The organism is Streptococcus agalactiae ATCC 13813, assembly GCF_000186445.1.
Classification (GTDB): Bacteria; Bacillota; Bacilli; order Lactobacillales; family Streptococcaceae; genus Streptococcus; species Streptococcus agalactiae.
The window spans coordinates 1,113,893-1,133,212 of the sequence record NZ_GL636070.1; the positions used below are offsets into that span (position 1 = coordinate 1,113,893).

Consider the following 19,320-nt stretch of genomic DNA (forward strand, 5'->3'; position numbering starts at 1 on the left):
AAGGTTTTTTGTGTCATACTGGTACATTTCCAACAATTATTATTTCTATAGAGAGGAATTATATGTTAGAAAAATGCCCTATCATTGCCTTAGATTTTTCTGATTTGGCTTCTGTAACAACTTTTTTAGAACATTTTCCAAAAGAAGAATTGCTTTTTGTCAAAATAGGAATGGAGCTTTATTATTCCGAAGGTCCCTCAATTATTAGATATATTAAATCCTTAGGACATCGCATTTTTTTGGATTTAAAATTACATGATATCCCTAATACAGTTCGATCATCTATGTCTGTCTTAGCCAAATTAGGCATTGATATGACTAATGTGCATGCTGCAGGAGGAGTCGAAATGATGAAAGCAGCTAGAGAAGGTTTGGGGGAGGGTCCAATACTATTAGCAGTGACACAATTAACCTCGACTTCACAAGAACAAATGCAGGTGGATCAACATATTAACTTAAGTGTAGTTGATTCGGTTTGCCATTATGCTCAAAAAGCTCAAGAAGCAGGCTTAGATGGAGTAGTCGCATCGGCTCAAGAGGTAAAGCAAATCAAGAAACAGACTAACGAACATTTCATTTGCTTAACGCCTGGTATCAGACCTCCACAAACCAATCAGTTAGATGATCAAAAAAGAACGATGACTCCTGAGCAAGCACGTATAGTTGGGGCTGATTATATCGTTGTGGGAAGACCTATAACGAAAGCAGAAAATCCATATCAAGCATATCTAGAGATAAAAGAAGAATGGAATCGTATTAAATAAAGGAGTACTGAGATGGATTTAGCAAGACAGATTGCCATGGAACTATTAGATATTCAAGCTGTTTACTTAAGACCCCAACAACCCTTTACTTGGGCTTCGGGGGTCAAATCGCCAATTTACACTGATAATCGTGTAACCTTATCGTATCCTGAGACAAGGACACTGATTGAAAATGGTTTTGTTAAACAAATACAGAAACATTTCCCAAACGTTGATATCATAGCAGGGACAGCGACTGCAGGCATACCACATGGCGCTATTATAGCTGATAAGATGAACTTGCCCTTTGCCTATATACGATCGAAGGCAAAGGATCATGGTGTGGGGAATCAAATCGAGGGACGTGTTTACTCAGGCCAAAAAATGGTTATCATTGAAGATTTGATTTCAACAGGAGGATCTGTTTTAGAGGCTGTTACGGCTGCGCAGAGTCAAGGTATTGAGGTTTTAGGGGTAGTAGCGATATTTACATATCAATTAGCTAAGGCTGAACAAGCATTTCGTGAAGCTGATATTCCTTTGGTGACTTTGACGGATTACAATCAATTAATTAAAGTTGCTAAAGTTAATGGATATATTACAGCTGACCAACTGGTATTACTGAAAAAATTTAAAGAAGATCAAATGAATTGGCAAAGTTAGAGAGGACAGATATGTATATCATTAAAAACGGATTGATTATCGACCCTCAAAGTGGTTTTAATCAAGTATCAGACATGCTGATTGATCAAGGAAAAATTAAACAAATATCGAAAGAAATTGATATTAAAGGCATTCCAATCATTGATGCAAGCAATAAAATTGTAGCTCCAGGATTAGTCGATATTCATGTACATTTTCGTGAGCCTGGACAGACACATAAAGAAAATATCCATACAGGGGCCCTATCAGCTGCAGTAGGTGGTTTTACGACAGTTCTTATGATGGCCAATACTAACCCAACGATTTCTAGCCCAGAAATTGTAAAACAAGTTAAGGAGAGTGCAGCAAAAGAAGCAATTAAGATTGAAACAGTTGCTACAATTACTAAATCTCTGAATGGTAAAGATTTAGTTAATTTCGAAGAACTATTAGAAGCTGGAGTTGCTGGATTCTCAGACGATGGTATTCCTTTGACAGATACTAAGGTTTTGCAAGAAGCTATGAACTTAGCTAGAAAACATGATGTTGTCCTATCGTTACATGAAGAAGATCCATCGTTAAATGGTGTCCTTGGTATCAACGAACATATTGCTCAGAAAATTTATCATGTCTGTGGAGCTAGTGGTCTTGCTGAATATTCAATGATTGCGCGAGATGCTATGATTGCTTACCAAACACAGGCGAAAGTCCATATCCAGCATTTGTCAAGTTCAGAATCAGTAGAAGTAGTTGATTTTGCGCAGAAGCTTGGTGCTAACTTAACAGCAGAAGTAACCCCCCAACATTTTTCAAAGACAGAGAACTTACTTTTAACTAAGGGTGCTAATGCAAAATTAAACCCACCACTGCGACTTGAAAAGGATAGACAAGCCCTCATTGATGGACTTAAAAGTGGTGTTATTTCAATTATTGCAAGTGACCACGCTCCCCATCATATTATGGAGAAAGCAGCAGATAATATTAGTCAAGCGCCCTCTGGTATGACTGGCTTAGAGACATCATTAGCCTTAGGGATTACTTATTTAGTATCTACTAAAGAACTCTCAATGATTGACTTTTTGGCAAAAATGACATGTAATCCTGCACAGTTATATGGATTTGATGCAGGTTATCTCAGAGAAGGTGGACCTGCAGATATCGTTATTTTTGATCAAGCTGAAGAGAGAATAATAAAGGCAGAATTTGCCTCCAAATCCAGCAACTCTCCTTTTATCGGTGATAAATTGAAGGGAGTTATTCACTACACAATTTGCAATGGTGAAATAGTCTATCAAAAAGATAGCCACGCAGCGACATTGGTATAGGTAAAACATTTCTTATTAATATCCTTTAAGGTATTGTCCAGAGAGGCAAACAAGGAATTGCGTTAACAAATAGTAAGTTAGTTCCCTATCTAGCTTACTATTTTGCAGAGCCTCCTTGTTTTAGGAGGCTTTTTTCTAGCTAAAATTTATAGAAAGAAATTATCATGAATCATCAAACACAAACACTTTCATTAGAACATTTTGTCAGTTTAGAAGAATTATCAAATCAAGAAGTTATGTCTTTGATAAAGAGAAGTATCGAAGTTAAAGAAAATCCTAGCAACATTGGTTTTGATAAAGATTACTATGTGTCAAATCTCTTTTTTGAGAATTCAACAAGAACACATAAGTCATTTGAAATGGCAGAACTCAAATTAGGATTAAAAACAATTGAATTTAATGCTGATACAAGTTCTGTTAATAAAGGAGAAACCCTTTATGACACTATCTTAACAATGAGTGCTCTAGGATTGGACGTTTGTGTCATTAGGCATCCTGATATTGACTATTATAAAGAATTGATTGCTAGTCCGAACATTCATTCAGCTATTGTCAATGGGGGTGATGGCTCAGGCCAACATCCAAGCCAATCACTTTTGGATTTGGTAACTATTTACGAAGAATTTGGATACTTCAAAGGGCTAAAAATTGCGATTGTAGGAGATTTAACTCACTCACGGGTAGCTAAATCTAACATGCAAGTGCTAAAACGATTAGGAGCTGAAATTTTCTTTTCTGGACCCAAAGAATGGTATAGTAGTCAATTCGATGAATATGGGCAATATTTACCAATAGATCAGTTAGTTGATCAAATTGATGTCCTTATGCTTTTACGTGTTCAACACGAACGTCATGATGGTAAAGGGGTGTTTTCAAAAGAAAGCTATCATCAACAATTTGGTCTTACAAAAGAACGCTATAAACATTTAAGGGATACAGCAATTATTATGCACCCAGCACCCGTCAATAGGGATGTAGAGATTGCTAGCGATTTGGTAGAAGCAGATAAGGCTCGAATAGTGAAACAGATGAGTAATGGCGTCTATGCAAGGATAGCTATCTTAGAAGCAGTGCTCAATAGCAGATAATAAAGGAGATAAAATGAAGCGTCTATTATTACTGGAAGATGGTAGTGTGTTTGAGGGTGAGGCTTTCGGAGCGGATGTAGAAACAAGTGGTGAAATCGTTTTTAGTACAGGAATGACAGGGTATCAAGAATCTATAACAGATCAATCTTACAACGGTCAAATTATTACTTTTACTTATCCTCTTATTGGAAATTATGGGATAAATCGAGACGATTACGAATCTATTAGACCAACATGTAAGGGAGTAGTTATTTATGAATGGGCAGAGTATCCAAGTAACTGGCGTCAACAGATGACACTTGATGAATTTTTAAAATTAAAAGGAATACCTGGAATTTCAGGTATAGATACTCGAGCATTAACAAAAATTATTCGAAAACATGGAACAATGAAAGCTTGTTTAATAAACGAGGGAAATTCTATTCATGAAGCACTAGAAAACCTTCAAAAAAGTGTTCTTTTAAATGATCAAATTGAACAAGTATCAACCAAATTAGCTTATGCTTCGCCTGGAGTTGGCAAAAATATTGTATTAGTTGACTTTGGTTTAAAACATTCTATTCTAAGAGAACTGTCACAACGTCAATGTCATATTACAGTCGTTCCTCATACTACGACAGCGCAAGAAATCTTAAATCTCAATCCAGATGGAGTACTCTTATCTAACGGCCCTGGGAACCCAGAACAATTACCGAATGCTTTACAAATGATCCAAGAAATTCAAGGTAAAATTCCAATTTTTGGTATTTGTATGGGACATCAACTATTTGCTAAAGCTAATGGTGCAAAGACTTATAAAATGACTTTTGGTCATCGAGGTTTTAATCATGCTGTTCGTCATTTGCAAACAGGACAGGTTGATTTTACAAGTCAAAATCATGGTTATGCTGTCTCGAGAGAAGATTTCCCTGAGGCTCTCTTCATTACACATGAAGAGATTAATGATAAAACTGTCGAAGGTGTTCGACATAAATACTATCCTGCCTTTTCAGTGCAGTTTCACCCAGATGCAGCACCAGGGCCGCATGATACATCTTATCTTTTTGATGAATTTATTAATATGATTGATGATTTCCAGCAAAAAAGCTAGCTTTAAAATATAGAATTAGAGGAGTTTGATATGCCAAAGCGCACAGACATACGTAAAATTATGGTTATCGGTTCTGGCCCGATTGTGATTGGACAAGCAGCAGAGTTTGACTATTCTGGTACACAAGCCTGTCTCTCTTTAAAAGAGGAGGGATACCAAGTTGTTTTGGTCAATTCGAATCCAGCTACTATCATGACAGATAAAGATATTGCTGATAAAGTTTATATTGAACCTATTACCTTGGAGTTTGTCACAAGAATTCTCAGGAAGGAAAGACCTGATGCTCTCCTTCCAACTCTTGGAGGTCAAACTGGATTGAATATGGCTATGGCTCTATCAAAAAATGGTATCCTAGAAGAATTGAATGTTGAACTATTAGGGACCAAATTATCAGCCATTGATAAAGCTGAAGATCGTGATTTATTTAAACAGTTGATGGAAGAACTCAATCAACCTATTCCAGAATCTGAGATTGTTAATTCGGTAGAAGAAGCTATTCAATTTGCAGAGCAAATCGGGTATCCATTAATTGTTCGTCCTGCCTTTACTTTAGGAGGTACAGGTGGAGGCATGTGCGATAATCAAGAACAATTGGTTGACATCACGACGAAGGGGTTAAAGTTATCGCCTGTGACACAGTGCCTTATTGAACGTTCAATTGCCGGCTTTAAAGAGATTGAATACGAAGTTATGCGTGATGCAGCAGATAACGCTCTTGTTGTTTGTAATATGGAGAATTTTGATCCTGTTGGTATCCATACAGGGGACTCTATAGTTTTTGCACCCGCACAAACGTTATCTGATGTGGAAAATCAGTTATTACGAGATGCGAGTTTAGATATTATAAGAGCTTTGAAAATTGAAGGAGGATGCAATGTTCAACTAGCCCTTGATCCGAATAGTTTTAAATACTATGTCATTGAAGTTAATCCAAGAGTATCAAGATCTTCTGCTTTAGCTTCAAAAGCTACTGGATATCCAATTGCTAAATTAGCAGCTAAGATAGCTGTTGGTTTGACACTAGATGAGGTAATTAATCCTATTACAAAAACGACTTACGCTATGTTTGAACCTGCTTTAGATTACGTAGTCGCAAAAATGCCGAGATTTCCTTTTGATAAATTTGAAAGTGGCGATAGAAAATTGGGAACACAGATGAAAGCTACAGGCGAAGTCATGGCAATAGGACGGAATATAGAAGAATCTTTATTGAAAGCTTGTCGTTCACTAGAAATAGGTGTCGATCACATTAAAATAGCAGATTTAGATAATGTATCAGATGATGTTTTATTAGAAAAAATAAGAAAGGCAGAAGATGATCGCTTATTTTATCTAGCAGAAGCTTTACGTAGACATTATAGTATTGAAAAATTAGCAAGTTTGACTAGCATTGATTCTTTCTTCCTTGATAAGTTAAGAGTGATTGTAGAGTTAGAAGATCTATTATCTAAAAACAGACTGGATATCAATATTCTCAAAAAGGTTAAAAATAAAGGTTTTTCAGATAAAGCTATAGCGAGTTTATGGCAAATAAACGAAGATCAAGTTCGTAACATGCGAAAAGAAGCAGGAATTCTTCCAGTTTATAAGATGGTTGATACATGTGCGTCTGAGTTTGATTCAGCAACGCCCTACTTTTATTCGACTTATGCCGTAGAAAACGAGTCATTGATATCAGATAAAGCCTCTATTTTGGTTTTAGGATCGGGCCCAATCCGAATTGGACAGGGAGTTGAATTTGATTATGCAACGGTTCATTCTGTTAAAGCCATCAGAGAGTCTGGTTTTGAAGCGATTATCATGAACTCTAATCCAGAGACGGTCTCAACGGATTTCTCTATTTCAGATAAGCTTTACTTTGAACCTTTGACTTTTGAAGATGTTATGAATGTTATTGACTTAGAAAAACCTGAAGGGGTCATCTTACAATTCGGTGGTCAGACTGCTATTAATCTAGCAAAAGATTTAAACAAGGCAGGGGTTAAAATACTAGGCACACAATTAGAAGATTTGGATCGTGCTGAAAATAGAAAACAATTTGAAGCCACTTTACAAGCTCTAAATATCCCTCAACCACCAGGTTTTACCGCCACTACGGAGGAAGAGGCAGTTAATGCAGCGCAAAAGATTGGTTATCCCGTGTTGGTTAGACCATCATATGTTCTTGGTGGACGAGCTATGAAGATAGTTGAAAACGAAGAAGATTTACGTCATTATATGACAACCGCGGTAAAGGCAAGCCCAGATCATCCAGTGCTTATAGATGCATACCTTATAGGTAAAGAGTGTGAGGTTGATGCTATATCCGATGGTCAGAATATACTGATTCCTGCAATAATGGAGCATATAGAGCGAGCTGGTGTTCATTCAGGAGATTCCATGGCTGTATATCCTCCTCAAACATTGTCTGAGACCATTATCGAAACTATTGTAGATTATACAAAACGCTTAGCAATTGGATTAAACTGTATCGGTATGATGAATATTCAGTTTGTAATCAAGGATCAGAAAGTATATGTTATTGAAGTTAATCCTCGTGCTAGTAGAACACTTCCATTCTTATCAAAAGTAACTCACATTCCTATGGCCCAAGTAGCAACAAAAGTTATCTTAGGAGATAAACTCTGCAATTTTACATATGGTTATGATCTCTATCCAGCTTCAGATATGGTCCACATTAAAGCCCCTGTCTTTAGTTTTACCAAACTTGCTAAAGTAGATAGTTTATTAGGTCCTGAAATGAAATCAACAGGCGAAGTGATGGGATCAGATATTAATCTTCAGAAAGCCTTGTATAAAGCCTTTGAAGCAGCATATCTCCATATGCCAGACTATGGTAACATTGTTTTTACAGTAGATGATACAGATAAAGAAGAAGCTTTAGAACTTGCAAAAGTCTATCAAAGTATTGGTTATCGTATTTATGCTACCCAAGGGACTGCAATTTATTTTGATGCTAATGGTTTAGAGACAGTTTTAGTAGGTAAGTTAGGAGAGAACGATCGAAATCATATTCCTGATTTAATTAAAAATGGTAAGATTCAAGCAGTTATCAACACAGTTGGACAAAATAACATTGATAACCATGATGCTCTCATCATCAGACGTTCTGCAATTGAACAAGGAGTTCCTCTATTTACATCTTTAGATACTGCACATGCAATGTTCAAAGTTCTTGAAAGCAGAGCATTTACATTAAAAGTACTAGATTAATCAAACGATCAAGGTAAAATTAACTTCCAGCAAAACAGAATCGGACTAGATTAAATATAGCTTGTTCTGTTTTTATAAAAAAAGCCTAATTGTGATAAAATAGGGAACAAACTTAAGGAGTTAATTATGTTAAAAACACGAACACATATTAATGAATTAGAAACAAAAATCGCCCTTGATTTAGTACACAGATATCTAGGTATTCAACAACTTGTTTTTTCAAAGTGGAGGCATTCTTTAGAAACTGGTTCATGGTCTTCTATTATAACAATAAATGGCGTTAATATTATCAATTACATTGTTGATGATATTAGTGACAGTAATAGTATTTCAGGTATTATTTGTCATCCTAAAAGTTTTCATCTCAGACCTAGAGAAAAAAAGGAACCTATTCAGTCTATTGATGAGTTAGATATCACCTGGTCTTTGAATAGAGAGGAAAATGAATGATTCCAGATAGTAGTTTTAAAGTGCTATCAGATATGGCATATAATATTGAAAAATCCAAAGCAGAAAGTAATGGACACCTTCAAATTATAGAAGGTAGTCAAATTATTGATTTCCATCAAAAACGCTCTTTTATGGTATTAGAGGTTAATGATGATATCAATAATGGTATGCAGGCTATGGCATGTCAGTCTTTGGATGAAAGTAATCATATTGTTATAGCATATTCAGGAACGAACGCTTTTAATAAGAAAGATATCTTAACAGATATCGATTCAGTTGTATTGGGGAAGAACAATAAATTGCTAACTTGTCCTTCAAGTATTACCCTGAGAGAGGATGGCATTTCTCTGCCTTGTAAAAATCCAAGTCAAATTACAACATCTAAACTATTTGCACAAAAAATTAAGATGAACTATCCTGATGCAACCCTCTGGTTAACAGGCCATTCTCTAGGTGGTTATTTGGCCATGATTGTGGCTTCAGAAATGAGATTATCAGCGCGTGTTTTTAATTCCCCTAGTCCCATTAACAATATGTCTGAAGCAGCCACATCCTATGTAATTTCACATCCAGAGAAGTATCATAGTTACCGTATTAATAAAGATTACATTGGTAATTTTGGTATTAATAGTTCAGATGATAAATTAGGTATTTCTAAAAGAGTCAATGCTAAGAAGCAACATGGTTTTTATAAAAAGATTTTCTTTCACGAATTGACACGATTTCGATTAAATCAACAAGGACAGATTGTTGATATAGATGAAAATAAACAGGATTAAACAATAATATTAAAAATAATTTTAAATAATGCAGTAAATTTGAATATATTTTAAAAAATATGTTGTAATAATTATGCAGTTGTTGCAAAAGTGTTTATAGAAAAAGGAGAAAATTTATGGCACAAATTAAATTAACACCAGAAGAACTTCGCTCATCAGCACAAAAGTACACAGCTGGTTCTCAACAAGTAACAGAAGTTCTTAATTTGCTTACTCAAGAGCAAGCAGTTATTGACGAAAATTGGGATGGATCTACTTTTGATTCTTTTGAAGCACAATTCAATGAATTATCTCCAAAAATTACAGAATTTGCTCAATTACTCGAAGATATTAACCAGCAATTATTAAAAGTTGCAGATATCATTGAGCAGACGGATGCAGATATTGCTTCTCAAATTAGTGGATAGTATCGTATCATAGTCTATAAGTGAATAGGAAGGCAAAGCCTTCCTATTTTGTTGAAAATAAAATATATTTTAGGAAGAATTATGAAAAGAAATAACTTTAGAATACTTTGGTATATTATAGCTGTTGCTCTCTTTTTAGTAGCTATTGCTGGCCTTAATCTTAAGCTTCAAGGCGATCATGCAAAAGAGAATAAAACAACACAGTCAGCTACTAACACTAAACTAAATATAGCATTAGTCAACGAAGATCAAAATGTATCTAATGGTAAAGAAAGTTATAATTTAGGAGCTAGTTATATTAAGTCTATCGAACGTGATAATAGTCAAAATTGGTCAGTTGTTAGTCGAGGTACTGCTCAAAATGGATTAGACAAAGGTGATTATCAATTAATGGTTATCATCCCTAATAACTTTTCTCAAAAACTTCTTGATGTCAATAAAGCAAATGCAGAGCAAACAACTATCTCTTATAAGGTTAATGCCAAGGGGAATTTAGCATTAGAGAAAAAGGCAACTGAAAAAGAGAAAGATATTGTTTCAGAGTTAAATAGCCACTTAGTAAATATGTACATGGCAAGTATTTTAAGTAACTTATATACAGCTCAAGAAAATGTACAGGCCATGGTAAATGTTCAGTCAGGTAATATCTCAAATTACCAAAAAAATCTTTTAGATTCTGCAACTAATTTCCAAAATATCTTTCCAGCCCTCGTTAACCAGTCTAGTAGTTCCATTACTGCTAACGAATCACTGAAAAAATCTTTAGAAGCTTCTGATAACATGTTTAATGATTTGGTGACAACCCAGACAAATACTGGGAAAGATTTATCAAGCTTAATAGAACAGCGCCATCAAGATAGCATTTCGTATGAAGCGTTTTCGACCTCATTACTAGAAATGAATAACGAGTTATTAGAGAAGCAATTATCTGATATTATCACACAAGCACAAAAAGACCAAGAAACATTATCATCACAACTCAATAGTATTATGGGTGATGATAACAATCATAATCATAAAGAAAACTCATCAGCTTATCTAAATGTTGCAAGGCAAAAAATCCAAGAACTATCTGAAGCACTCAAGTCACAAGATAACATTGCTAAAGATCAAAGTGAACAACTAGATAAAATTGTTAGAGAGGGACTAGCAAGTTACTTTGCTAAGAATAATAAAGATAATATTACTTTATTAGAATTATTGAAGAGTCATTCTACTAATGAGAAGACTTTGAAAGATTTTAAAGCTAAGGTAGCAGATTTCACAAATTCTCTCATTTCAAGCATTCCTTCACTAAACCTTTCGGAGTTGCACTTAACCCAAGAAGAAGAAAAAGCCATTCAGTTTACATCTTCTGATTCGGAAATCATTAAAAAAGTAAGCAACGAAAGAACTCTGTATTTAAATACTAATTTATTGAATCGTCTTTTTGAAGCTAGGAAAAATAGAGATGAAGCTAAAATAAAGTTAATCAATTAAAATTGTCATCTAGTTCTACTCGAACTGGTGAGCAGATAGTTTCTGTTGAATCAAATAATCCAGATTACAGGGTAGATACCTGGACGGTTAATGGTAAGCAAACAAGAACCTTGGACCCCAGCCAAAACAATAATATTATTATCAATAGCAGTTATCAAAGGGAATCATCTAACTCTAGTATTACGAAACCAAGCTATACAATCACTATCGGGAATCAGAAACAAATTGTACAAAATGATGACGGTAAAATCCAACGGTCTTACTTTGAGGCAGAGGCAACGTATCAACGAACTCTACAAGAAGTAAATGATGCATATAACACCACTCACGGATTAGTAGCTAAATACTACATTATTTCTGATGGCGAAGAACCGCAAAATTTATTTGATCAATTTTTAAATCAAAGTGTTAACGATACGATGGTTGATCTGGTCAAAAATGGTATAACTAAGTATTTGATGGATGAAAACACTGCTGATGCGCAACAGAAAGTTAAAGATGTCATGGAGGAAGTTGAAAATAGTCAAGATGAATTGGCGGATCAAATGGCAAAAGTAACTGAGACAAATGTACGACTAACAGATGCAATCAAAAAACAGCTTGAAACCCTTCAATCAATTAACATGAAGGTCCAAAACATCACACAGGATCAATCTAAAGTAAACGACTCACAGAAAACAACTGATCAACAATTATCTGATTTGAAGAACCATCTAGATGGGCTAATGACCTCTGCAGCGGGCGTAAAAGATATGTCCAAATCTAATAGTCAAGAGGCGGACCAAGTTAATCAAATATTCACATCATTCAATAAAGATGTTCAAGATGCTAAAAATTCGGGCAACAAACTTTCGACGGATGCAACCGATTTAATGGCTAACTTCCAAAAAGAATTGGCCAATAATGGTGATTTCGTAGCTTCTTTCTCTAAAGTTTTTAATACTGCTTATAAAAATGGAGTGCCAAATGATATTCTCCTTAATTTCTTATCACGACCTGTCGCTGAATCAGCGTCTGCAGTTAGGGCAACTGAAAATACTTATCGCCCATTCACTTGGATACTATTATTAGAAGTTGTTAGCCTATTTACAGCATATATCTTTGCGACTCAAAACCTTATTAAGAAATTGACAGATAGGTATAATGTCAACCGCTGGCTTCAAACAGACTTTTTAAATGTCATTGTCATTTCAGGCCTCTCTCTTGTTATTGGTTTAGCACTGGGAGTTATCTCAAGCAGAAGTCTTCATGTCATGCCTGAATATGTACCATCTTGGTTCCTAGTTATGACTCTGTTTAGTTTTTTATTAATTCATAGTCAGTATTTCTTTATTAAAAATTTTAAAGCAGTTGGTATGGGTTTGGCTTTGTTTATGATTATTAGTTTTGTGTATCTATCAAATGCCGTAGGCACAGTAGCGACTGTTAGTGGACTTCCAAAATTACTAAAAGCTATTAATCCACTATCTATCCTTGAAAATCAATTATCATCTTATTTTGATAATGTGACAACTGGATTTATTTTCCTTATCTTAGTACTTCTTGTGGATGTTGCTTTTATTATCATGAATATTTTTATCACCTTAAATTTTGAAGCTAAAGTAAAAGAGTGAGGTTGTTGATGAAGTTGAAACGATTTTTAGCCTGTCTACTAATATTATCCTGTATGAGTCAAACATCAGTATTTTCTGATGGGTTAAAGAATAATGATATTCATTTTGATACAAAACGTTTAGAATCAGATTCACAAAAAAATTCTGGTTTTCAAACTGAATTAACTAAAGATTTATTTAAAAAAGAAGACCTTAAAAAATTGGATAAAAACCGTCAATCTAAAGTCTCACTCCAGAAAAAGCAGTCTAAGCAACTGTTTCAATATTCAAATAAAGGACAATCTGATAGGAAAAAACGTATCAAACAATTATTTTCTGAAGAAAGTAATCAATTTAAATTTGTTACAAGAACAGAAGAACCGACTGTTTCGGCTGATATTGGTCATATAATTATATACCTGGTTCTCATTAGTTTGGTACTAATATTAGCTTCTATAATGACTTTTAAAATAAAGGACAAAAAGGATGAATACACATATTAACATTACTCTAGATATGGGGGAAACCTCAAAAGATTTACGTATCCCTTTGAAAATTAGCGTTAAGCAATTAGTAATGGAATTAGATAGTATTTTTAGCCGTACTGAAAGGCGTACCAAATATCAACTAAGAGTTATAAATAAAGGTATTTTATTGGGAGAGAACGATATATTAGCGCACCATCCAGTAACAACTGGTGATCGTATAAGGATAGAGGAGTTTTATTAATGGAAACAGATTCGTTTGTATTTGAAGAACAAGACTTTCAATTTGAAAAAGGACCAGATTTTTGGCAGTTATCTCTTAAGCGTTCAAAAGTAGGAACTCAAAATCTGCAACAACTGCAATTGTTAGAAATTCACCATTCTTTGTTGATGCCTATGACAACTGCAATTGATGCAGATACCATTCAATTTCAATTCCAGACAGAAGCGCACGCTCTATTTTTTGAAAGCTTTAAAAAAGAAACTTTATCTGAAAAATTACGATTAGCCTTGAATGTCTTGGATTTAGATAAGGCTTTGTCTTTGTCAGTAAATTTCATTTTGCATCCCTCTAATCTATTTTTAACAAAAAATGCAACTGCTAAAATAGCTTATCGTAGCCTTCCTGGGATTATGAGACCTGAGAAATTTGGTCCAGAAGAGTTTTTATATCAATTCAAATGTTTTGTCTTTGCATTATTGACGCAACATGACTATATAGAGTTGTATAATGGTGCTATTTCTGTTATTGAAGTATCAGATTTCCTAAAAAGCATTTATCATGCAGAAACTATTCAGGCTGTTAGAGACATCATTACTATTGATTATGAGCAGCAAGTAGAAGTAGAAACTCATACGTTAGCAAAAGTATCAAGGGCAAAATATAAGCTTTATAAATACATAAGTGTTTGGCTAGGAGCTTTATCTACAATACTCTTGATTCCGCTAGTATATCTGGTTTTTATTCACAATCCATTCAAAGAAAAAATGTTGGCAGCGGATACTTCATTTATTAAAGTTGATTATAATCAAGTGATTAATCGACTAGAACATGTAAAAGTAAGTAAGTTACCTTATACACAGAAGTACGAGTTGGCCTATTCCTATATTAATGGAATGTCATTTTCTGAAGAACAGCGTGAAGTTATTTTAAACAATGTTACGCTCAAGACTGATGAGCTCTATCTTGATTATTGGATTAATATTGGCCGTGGTTTAGATGATGATGCTATTGATGCTGCCAAACGTTTAGACGATTCTGACCTTGTTATTTATGCTATTGTTCAGAAAATGGATCAGGTTAGAAAAGACAATAGTTTATCTGGTAAAGATCGTGAACAAAAACTTTCTGAGCTACAAACAGACTATGATAAATATTGGAAAGACCGTAAGACAGCCTTAACAGATGAGGAATCCAAATCGAAAAATAGCAATAATCATTCGACAAATTCCAACAAAGAGTCATCTGAATCATCAAGTACTACAGCAAGTACATCTTCTAAAACTAAAAGTAGGTAGGTGGATATGTTAGTTATTTGTTATTATCAATCACTCCGCTACGAATTTAATATTGAAGAGGAGAAATCCTTTCTAATATCATCAAACGGCAAGTCGCCAATACCAGTATCAGATTTAGAAAATGACATCACGCTAAAAAATATACAAGGTCAATTGGTATATATTATTGACCAAAAAGAAAAAGAGTTAACTAATGGTGTAGAGATTTCAGGAATTGTCTTCTATTTAGCGAATAATCAAAAAGAAATTTATACTCCCTTAGATTACGAAGATATATTAATCGGTGATAAAGAAGGGTATCGTGTCCGTTTTAAAGAAGGAGCCCCTAATTTATTACTGAAAAAAATAGAAAGTAATTGGCAGCTTAATTTATTTGAAGGTGATATTTATCTGAATAATCATCTTCAAAAAGTAGTGCAGCAGTTACCTTTAAGTTTAGGTGATGAGATTAGCTTCCAAGGAACAATTGTTAAGCTTTTCCCAGATGAAATTCAAATCTGGGGGGGCTGATTATGAAACATCATTAACTAAGAAAGTTATGTCAGCTTATCAATTTTACGAAGGCTATCCTGATTTTCACCGCTCACCTCGTATTATTTATCGTTCCAGTGAAGATAAAATTACAGTTAATGCGCCTGGTAATGAACCTAATAAGTCTAAAGATGAACTGTTAAAATTAATTGTTCCTCCTCTAGTGATGATTGGAGTCAGCATTCTTATTTCTATTTTTCGTCCTCGTGGTATCTATATCATTGCAACAATGTCAATGGCTCTAGTGACGATGATTTTCTCTATCACTGGTTACTTTAAAAATCGTAAACAGTATAAGCAGGACTTACAAGAACGCATTGATTCCTATCATGACTATTTATCTGATAAATCAATTGAACTTCAGAAGTTAGCTAAAGAGCAAAAGCGTGGGCAACACTATCATTACCCAACGATTGAAGGTTTACAGGAAATGGCTGATACTTATCACCATCGTATTTATGAAAAGACACCACTTCATTTTGACTTCTTGTATTATCGCCTAGGTTTGGAAGAAGTACCAACGAGCTATAATATTCATTATTCTCAACCAGAACGTTCTGGGAAAAAAGATCCTTTAGAGAACGAAGGCTATAACCTCTACTTTAACAATCGTTATATTAAAAATATGCCGATTGTTGCGAATTTATCACATGGACCAGTTGGCTATATAGGACCACGAGGTTTAGTATTGGAGCAACTCCAATTGATGGTTAATCAATTAGCTTTTTTCCATTCTTACCATGATGTTCAATTTATTACTATTGTTCCAGAGGAAGAGATGGATAAGTGGTCTTGGATGCGTTGGTTGCCACATGAAACCTTACAAGATGTCAATGTTCGTGGCTTTGTTTATAATCAAAGAAGCCGTGATCAAGTGCTCAACAGTCTTAACCAAATTTTAAAATTACGTCGCACACAACGCGAAGATAAATCTGCCAAAGAAGGGACTTTATTTTCTCCGCATTATGTCGTTATTGTAACTGATGAAAAGTTAATTTTAGATCACGTCATCATGGAATTCTTTACGGAAGATCCTACAGAATTGGGATGTTCTCTCATCTTTGTTCAAGATGTTATGAGTTCACTTTCAGAAAATATCAAAACCATTATTAATATTAAAGACCGTAATACTGGTCAGTTAGTTATAGAAGAAGGAGAGCTTAAAGAAACAGATTTTGAATTAGATCATTTCTTAGAGGATTATGACAAGGAAAATATTTCACGTCGCCTAGCTCCGTTAAATCACCTACAAAATCTTAAATCTTCAATACCAGAAGCAGTTACTTTTATGGAAATGTATCAAGCAGAAGAATTTGAAGATTTGCATGTTCAAGAGCGTTGGATAAGCCATGCTCCGTATAAAAGCTCAGCTGTTCCACTTGGCTTACGTGGTCAGGATGATATTGTTTATCTAAACCTACATGAAAAAGCTCATGGTCCTCATGGATTAGTTGCAGGAACAACGGGATCAGGGAAGTCAGAAATTATACAGTCCTATATCCTTTCTTTAGCTGTTAATTTCCATCCACACGATGTAGCTTTCCTTCTCATAGACTACAAAGGTGGGGGGATGGCAAACCTCTTTAAGGACCTGCCACACTTACTTGGCACCATCACCAACTTAGATGGTGCCCAATCGATGCGTGCTTTGGTTTCTATTAATGCTGAATTGAAACGTCGTCAACGTTTATTTGCTAAAGCTGATGTTAATCATATTAACCAGTATCAGAAGAAATACAAACTTGGAGAAGTTTCAGAACCAATGCCTCATCTCTTCTTAATCTCCGATGAGTTTGCCGAATTGAAATCCAACCAACCTGAGTTTATGAAAGAGCTTGTCTCAACAGCGCGAATTGGGCGTTCCCTAGGGATTCACTTAATCCTAGCGACCCAAAAACCATCTGGTGTGGTAGATGACCAAATCTGGTCAAACTCACGCTTCAAACTAGCTCTTAAAGTAGCAGACCGCGGCGACTCCATGGAAATGCTCCATACTCCAGATGCCGCCGAGATTACACAAGCAGGACGTGCCTACCTCCAAGTTGGTAATAATGAAGTCTATGAACTCTTCCAATCAGCATGGTCAGGAGCAGATTACCAACCTGAAAAAGACGACCAAGGGATTGAAGACCATACCATTTATTCCATCAACGACCTTGGCCAATACGAAATCCTAAATGATGATCTTTCAGGCTTAGACCAAGCCGAAAATATTAAAGAAGTACCTACGGAATTAGATGCTATCGTTGAAAACATTCAAGCTTTAACCAAAGAAATGGGCATCTCAGACTTACCTCAACCGTGGCTACCGCCTCTAAGCAATCAGATTGCAGTAACCGATCTCCGTAAGGAGGGATCAGTAGACCTCTGGAGCAAGGCCCCATCTTACAAAGCTGTTCTTGGCTTTATGGATATACCAAGCCAACAAGCACAAGAAGTGGCTTACCACGATTTTGAAGACGATGGGCATTTGTCAATTTTTGCAGGACCAAGTATGGGGAAATCCACAGCCCTTCAAACTGTAACAATGGACTTAGCACGTCATAATAGTCCAGAATTTTTAAACCTTTACCTCTTTGATTTTGGTACCAATGGCCTCTTACCTCTAAGACGTTTGCCACATGTAGCAGATTTCTTTACCATTGATGATGACGAAAAAATAGCCAAGTTTATTGCCCGTATCAAAGTTGAAATGTCTGATCGTAAAAAAGCCCTCAGTCGCTACAATGTCGCGACAGCAAAACTTTACCGTCAGGTATCTGGGGAAACCATGCCTCAAATCCTGATTGTTATTGACAGTTATGAAGGGCTACGGGAAGCTCAAACACCGACTAACTTAGAAGCTTGTTTCCAAAATATTTCGCGTGATGGGTCGTCACTTGGCATTTCCTTAGTTATCTCAGCTGGTCGTACGGCAGCTTTGAGGTCGTCCTTAATGGCAAACCTTAAAGAACGTATCGCTCTTAAATTAACAGATGACTCTGAATCACGGACACTTGTCGGTCGTCACCAACACATCATGGAAGATATTCCAGGACGTGGATTAATCAAACGTGATGACATTGAAGTGTTACAAGTGGCTCTCTCAACAGAAGGCACTGAAACCTTTGACATCATCAATAACATCCAAAACGAATCTGACGCCATGAACAGCAAATGGACTGGACCAAGACCAAAAGCAATACCAATTGTTCCCGAAGAATTAACCTTTGACGACTTTATGGCTACAGATAGTGTTCAAGCTGACCTATCAGCTAATCGTTTACCACTTGGGCTTGAAATGGTTGACGTTGAAAGTTATAGTTTAGCACTTAATCGCTTTAAGCATATGCTTTACATGTCTGATTCTGACGAGTCACTCGAAGCAGTTGGTTCCCATATCATCAAGGTCTTGCTTAACGTCCCAAATTACCATACCATGATCATCGATTCGCTTGGCGAATATGAAAGCTATCAAGGTCAGGTACGTACTTATGTGGGTTCTGATATGATTGAAGATATGGCGGATCAGTTGATCTATGAGTTGCAGCAACGTGAAAGCCAATCTGAGATAGCTGAATGGTTTATCATGATTCCAGATTTTGAAAGCTTTGTGGCTAAGAGCAATATGAAGCTTGAACAGGTTCAGGCATTGCTTGACAATGGACCACGCTATGGTTTACATCTGATTCTTGGATCAAGCTATAACTATGTTGGGACTAAGATCGATGCTGTGCCTAAATACGTTCGCACAACGACCCAGTATGTGCTGGCTGGCATGAGGCTCATGGATCAAACCTTCCTTGAAAAAGTGTATAATAGTAAGGAAATCCGTCCAAACAAAGACGAAGCCTACATTCACGATAGAAAAACCTATCAAAAATTAAAACTCACCATAGACTAAGAAAGGAGACCAAATGGCAAAAATACAAAGTGATGCCTCCGTCGCATCCACCTGTGCAACTGCAATACAATCAGGAGCCAGTGGAATCACAGCAT

General features: G+C 35.6%; 14 protein-coding genes and 2 pseudogenes. All 16 read left to right on the forward strand.

All coding sequences use genetic code 11. From position 1 onward, the window contains the following. Positions 1-62 precede the first annotated feature (62 nt). Positions 63-764: an orotidine-5'-phosphate decarboxylase gene (gene pyrF, locus HMPREF9171_RS107815; RefSeq protein ID WP_000890175.1), complete on the forward strand. Its 702-nt coding sequence runs from the start codon at positions 63-65 to the stop codon at positions 762-764. A 12-nt stretch (positions 765-776) separates the two neighbouring features. Beyond that, complete coding sequence (pyrE, locus tag HMPREF9171_RS107810; protein ID WP_000362328.1) at positions 777-1,406, forward strand: orotate phosphoribosyltransferase; 630 nt, start codon at positions 777-779, stop codon at positions 1,404-1,406. 11 nt (positions 1,407-1,417) lie between these two features. Then, positions 1,418-2,710 (forward strand): dihydroorotase, encoded by a 1,293-nt coding sequence (locus tag HMPREF9171_RS107805; protein WP_000275479.1) that lies wholly within the window; start codon positions 1,418-1,420, stop codon positions 2,708-2,710. A gap of 164 nt (positions 2,711-2,874) precedes the next feature. Continuing rightward, positions 2,875-3,798 (forward strand): aspartate carbamoyltransferase catalytic subunit, encoded by a 924-nt coding sequence (locus HMPREF9171_RS107800; RefSeq protein WP_001016473.1) that lies wholly within the window; start codon positions 2,875-2,877, stop codon positions 3,796-3,798. 13 nt (positions 3,799-3,811) lie between these two features. Continuing rightward, positions 3,812-4,888 carry a carbamoyl phosphate synthase small subunit gene (locus tag HMPREF9171_RS107795; RefSeq protein ID WP_000826109.1) on the forward strand — a complete coding sequence of 359 codons (1,077 nt, stop codon included), beginning with the start codon at positions 3,812-3,814 and terminating at the stop codon, positions 4,886-4,888. Positions 4,889-4,918: 30 nt separating this feature from the next. Then, a complete protein-coding gene (gene carB, locus HMPREF9171_RS107790) occupies positions 4,919-8,101 on the forward strand; it encodes a carbamoyl-phosphate synthase large subunit (protein ID WP_001126463.1) in 3,183 nt (1,060 codons plus the stop codon). Between the two features lie 126 nt (positions 8,102-8,227). Next, a complete protein-coding gene (locus HMPREF9171_RS107785) occupies positions 8,228-8,551 on the forward strand; it encodes a hypothetical protein (protein WP_000921241.1) in 324 nt (107 codons plus the stop codon). Then, positions 8,548-9,330 (forward strand): lipase family protein, encoded by a 783-nt coding sequence (locus tag HMPREF9171_RS107780; RefSeq protein WP_000611754.1) that lies wholly within the window; start codon positions 8,548-8,550, stop codon positions 9,328-9,330. Before HMPREF9171_RS107785 ends, HMPREF9171_RS107780 begins: the two co-directional genes overlap by 4 nt. A gap of 116 nt (positions 9,331-9,446) precedes the next feature. Then, positions 9,447-9,737 (forward strand): WXG100 family type VII secretion target, encoded by a 291-nt coding sequence (locus HMPREF9171_RS107775; RefSeq protein WP_000057251.1) that lies wholly within the window; start codon positions 9,447-9,449, stop codon positions 9,735-9,737. An 81-nt stretch (positions 9,738-9,818) separates the two neighbouring features. Beyond that, positions 9,819-12,829 (forward strand): annotated as a pseudogene (gene esaA, locus HMPREF9171_RS1000000113450) (type VII secretion protein EsaA). An 8-nt stretch (positions 12,830-12,837) separates the two neighbouring features. Next, the gene (gene essA, locus HMPREF9171_RS107760; RefSeq protein ID WP_000769477.1) at positions 12,838-13,311 is read left to right on the forward strand and encodes a type VII secretion protein EssA; all 474 of its coding nucleotides are present in this window, start codon (positions 12,838-12,840) and stop codon (positions 13,309-13,311) included. Further along, on the forward strand, positions 13,295-13,537 hold the full coding sequence (locus tag HMPREF9171_RS107755) for an EsaB/YukD family protein (protein ID WP_001091721.1): 243 nt from the start codon (positions 13,295-13,297) through the stop codon (positions 13,535-13,537). The genes essA and HMPREF9171_RS107755 overlap by 17 nt, the downstream gene beginning before the upstream one ends. Continuing rightward, positions 13,537-14,811: a type VII secretion protein EssB gene (gene essB / locus HMPREF9171_RS107750; RefSeq protein WP_000447056.1), complete on the forward strand. Its 1,275-nt coding sequence runs from the start codon at positions 13,537-13,539 to the stop codon at positions 14,809-14,811. The genes HMPREF9171_RS107755 and essB overlap by 1 nt, the downstream gene beginning before the upstream one ends. A gap of 6 nt (positions 14,812-14,817) precedes the next feature. After that, positions 14,818-15,321 (forward strand): RNA-binding protein, encoded by a 504-nt coding sequence (locus HMPREF9171_RS107745; RefSeq protein ID WP_017643344.1) that lies wholly within the window; start codon positions 14,818-14,820, stop codon positions 15,319-15,321. Further along, positions 15,296-19,225 (forward strand): type VII secretion protein EssC, encoded by a 3,930-nt coding sequence (gene essC, locus HMPREF9171_RS107740; protein WP_001872271.1) that lies wholly within the window; start codon positions 15,296-15,298, stop codon positions 19,223-19,225. The genes HMPREF9171_RS107745 and essC overlap by 26 nt, the downstream gene beginning before the upstream one ends. A gap of 13 nt (positions 19,226-19,238) precedes the next feature. Further along, a pseudogene (locus HMPREF9171_RS1000000113455) lies at positions 19,239-19,320 on the forward strand (TIGR04197 family type VII secretion effector); the annotation flags it as partial.

Coding starts and splice junctions, on each gene's coding strand:
- pyrF (WP_000890175.1), top strand. CDS start 63: ATGTTAGAAAAATGCCCTATCATTGCCTTAGATTTTTCTGATTTGGCT.
- pyrE (WP_000362328.1), top strand. CDS start 777: ATGGATTTAGCAAGACAGATTGCCATGGAACTATTAGATATTCAAGCT.
- HMPREF9171_RS107805 (WP_000275479.1), top strand. CDS start 1,418: ATGTATATCATTAAAAACGGATTGATTATCGACCCTCAAAGTGGTTTT.
- HMPREF9171_RS107800 (WP_001016473.1), top strand. CDS start 2,875: ATGAATCATCAAACACAAACACTTTCATTAGAACATTTTGTCAGTTTA.
- HMPREF9171_RS107795 (WP_000826109.1), top strand. CDS start 3,812: ATGAAGCGTCTATTATTACTGGAAGATGGTAGTGTGTTTGAGGGTGAG.
- carB (WP_001126463.1), top strand. CDS start 4,919: ATGCCAAAGCGCACAGACATACGTAAAATTATGGTTATCGGTTCTGGC.
- HMPREF9171_RS107785 (WP_000921241.1), top strand. CDS start 8,228: ATGTTAAAAACACGAACACATATTAATGAATTAGAAACAAAAATCGCC.
- HMPREF9171_RS107780 (WP_000611754.1), top strand. CDS start 8,548: ATGATTCCAGATAGTAGTTTTAAAGTGCTATCAGATATGGCATATAAT.
- HMPREF9171_RS107775 (WP_000057251.1), top strand. CDS start 9,447: ATGGCACAAATTAAATTAACACCAGAAGAACTTCGCTCATCAGCACAA.
- essA (WP_000769477.1), top strand. CDS start 12,838: ATGAAGTTGAAACGATTTTTAGCCTGTCTACTAATATTATCCTGTATG.
- HMPREF9171_RS107755 (WP_001091721.1), top strand. CDS start 13,295: ATGAATACACATATTAACATTACTCTAGATATGGGGGAAACCTCAAAA.
- essB (WP_000447056.1), top strand. CDS start 13,537: ATGGAAACAGATTCGTTTGTATTTGAAGAACAAGACTTTCAATTTGAA.
- HMPREF9171_RS107745 (WP_017643344.1), top strand. CDS start 14,818: ATGTTAGTTATTTGTTATTATCAATCACTCCGCTACGAATTTAATATT.
- essC (WP_001872271.1), top strand. CDS start 15,296: ATGAAATTCAAATCTGGGGGGGCTGATTATGAAACATCATTAACTAAG.